The sequence below is a fragment of the Kitasatospora sp. NPDC059088 genome, from assembly GCF_042738155.1.
GTDB lineage: Bacteria > Actinomycetota > Actinomycetes > Streptomycetales > Streptomycetaceae > Kitasatospora.
On record NZ_JBHYGR010000287.1, the window covers coordinates 1 to 2,035 of the forward strand.

Sequence of the window (2,035 nt, forward strand, 5' to 3'; positions counted from 1 at the left end):
GGTCTGGCGGGTTCGTGGACGGCGGTCGACTCGGTGGCGGCGCGTCCGGCGCGCACCGCGGGCACGGTCGTCAAGGACGAGGGCGAGGGCGGCAAGCAGCTCGCCGCGTTCCTGGCCGACCAGAAGTTCATCTAGTCCGCCCCGCCCCGACCCCGATCCGGCTGGTCCAGTGATCCGGCCGATCCCGCTGAACACGGAGACATAGAGCAATGGCTGAGATTCTCGTCCTGGTCGACCACGCCGACGGCGCGGTCCGCAAGCCCGCCCTGGAGCTGCTGACCCTGGCCCGCCGTATCGGTGAGCCGTCCGCCGTCGTGCTGGGCGCGGGTGCCGCGGCCGCCGACATCGCCGCCAAGGCCGCCGAGTTCGGTGCCGCCAAGGTGTACGTCGCCGACGGCGCCGAGTTCGCCGACCAGCTGGTCGTCCCCAAGGTGGACGCCCTGGCCCAGATCGCCAAGGCCAACGACGTGGCCGCCGTCCTGGTGACGTCCTCCGGCGAGGGCAAGGAGGTCGCCGCCCGCGTCGCGCTGCGCCTCGGCTCGGGCATCATCACCGACGCCGTGGACGTCCGCGCCGGCGAGCAGGGCCCGATCGCCACCCAGTCGGTGTTCGCCGCCTCGTTCACCGTCGACTCCCGCGTGAGCAACGGCGTGCCGGTCATCACCGTCAAGCCGAACGCCGTGGCCCCGGAGGCCGTCGCGGCCGCCGGTGCGGTGGAGAACGTGTCGGTGGAGTTCACCGGCAACGCCGCCAAGGTCACCTCGCGCACCCCGCGCGTCTCCACCGGCCGTCCCGAGCTGACCGAGGCCGCCATCGTGGTCTCCGGCGGCCGTGGCGTCGGTGCCGCCGAGGGCTTCGGCGTGGTCGAGGAGCTCGCGGACGCGCTGGACGCGGCCGTCGGTGCCTCGCGTGCCGCCGTCGACGCCGGCTGGTACCCGCACAGCTCCCAGGTCGGCCAGACCGGCAAGCAGGTCTCGCCCCAGCTGTACGTGGCCAACGGCATCTCGGGCGCCATCCAGCACCGGGCCGGCATGCAGACCTCGAAGACCATCGTGGCCGTCAACAAGGACCCCGAGGCCCCGATCTTCGAGCTCGCCGACTACGGCGTGGTCGGCGACCTCTTCGAGGTGCTGCCGCAGCTCACCGCCGAGGTGAAGGCCCGCAAGGGCTGATCCCCGCGAACCGCCGGAGGGCGTGGCACTCGGTACCCCGGTACCGAGTGCCACGCCCTCCGCCGTTTCCCGGTCCGTTTCCTGGTCCGTTTCCTGGTCCGCCCGTCCGCCCGTCCGCCCGCTCCCGTCCGGGGCCGTCGGCTATTCGGCGAAGGCCGCGAGGTGCTGGGTGAAGCCGCCCTTGGTGGGCGGCAGCGGCCGCGGTTCGAGGTCGTGCACCGGCGGCGGCTCCTCCATTGGCAGCAGCCGCAGCTCGGGCTGCTCGGAGTCGGGGGAGGAGTACAGCCGCACCCGGGTGCCGACCGGGACGGTGCTGCGCATCCCGTCCACGATGCACCAGACGTCGAACCCCTCCTCCATCCGGATCAGCGACTTCTGCCGGACCAGCGGCGTCCGGGCCTGTTCGACCGCGCAGCGCCGGACCACGCCGGTGCCCTCGCTGGGCTCCAGCCGCAGCTCGGTGGAGCCGCAGGTGGGGCAGAGCAGGCGTTGGAAGGTCGGGTTGTTGCACCAGGTACAGCGCTGGAAGTACAGCGTCGTGCTCCGGGTGTCGGCATCGATGGCTGAGTGGACCACGCTGTCATCTCCCTGCGCTCGGACCGGCTCTGTCGGCTGAAGTACGTCAGTAGTTCGGCGGTAGTTCGGCAGGAAAAGGATAGGGAACTCAGTGCCGCCCTGGGAAGGCACTGAGTTCCCTTTTTGCCACGCACGTGCATAATGAAGGGTACTGAGTACCGTCGTGAAACAGGAGTGGCGATCATGAGCCAGGACTTCGATCTCTTCCGTATCTCCGAGGAGCACGGGATGCTCCGTGAGGCGGTGCGTTCGCTGGCCGAGGCGAAGATCGCTCCGTTCGCGGCGGA

2 protein-coding genes and 1 pseudogene are annotated in these 2,035 nt (G+C 70.8%); 2 read left to right on the plus strand and 1 reads right to left on the minus strand.

The features are described 5' to 3' along the window. Together ACFWXO_RS45360 and ACFWXO_RS45365 are read left to right on the plus strand one after the other, a co-directional pair. Positions 1-135 (plus strand): annotated as a pseudogene (locus ACFWXO_RS45360) (electron transfer flavoprotein subunit beta); the annotation flags it as partial. A 74-nt stretch (positions 136-209) separates the two neighbouring features. Then, positions 210-1,172 carry an electron transfer flavoprotein subunit alpha/FixB family protein gene (locus ACFWXO_RS45365; protein ID WP_380408228.1) on the plus strand — a complete coding sequence of 321 codons (963 nt, stop codon included), beginning with the start codon at positions 210-212 and terminating at the stop codon, positions 1,170-1,172. Between the two features lie 141 nt (positions 1,173-1,313). On the opposite strand, the gene ACFWXO_RS45370 is transcribed toward ACFWXO_RS45365, so the two are convergent. Continuing rightward, a complete protein-coding gene (locus tag ACFWXO_RS45370; protein WP_375891314.1) occupies positions 1,314-1,748 on the minus strand; it encodes a hypothetical protein in 435 nt (144 codons plus the stop codon). Positions 1,749-2,035 lie beyond the last annotated feature (287 nt).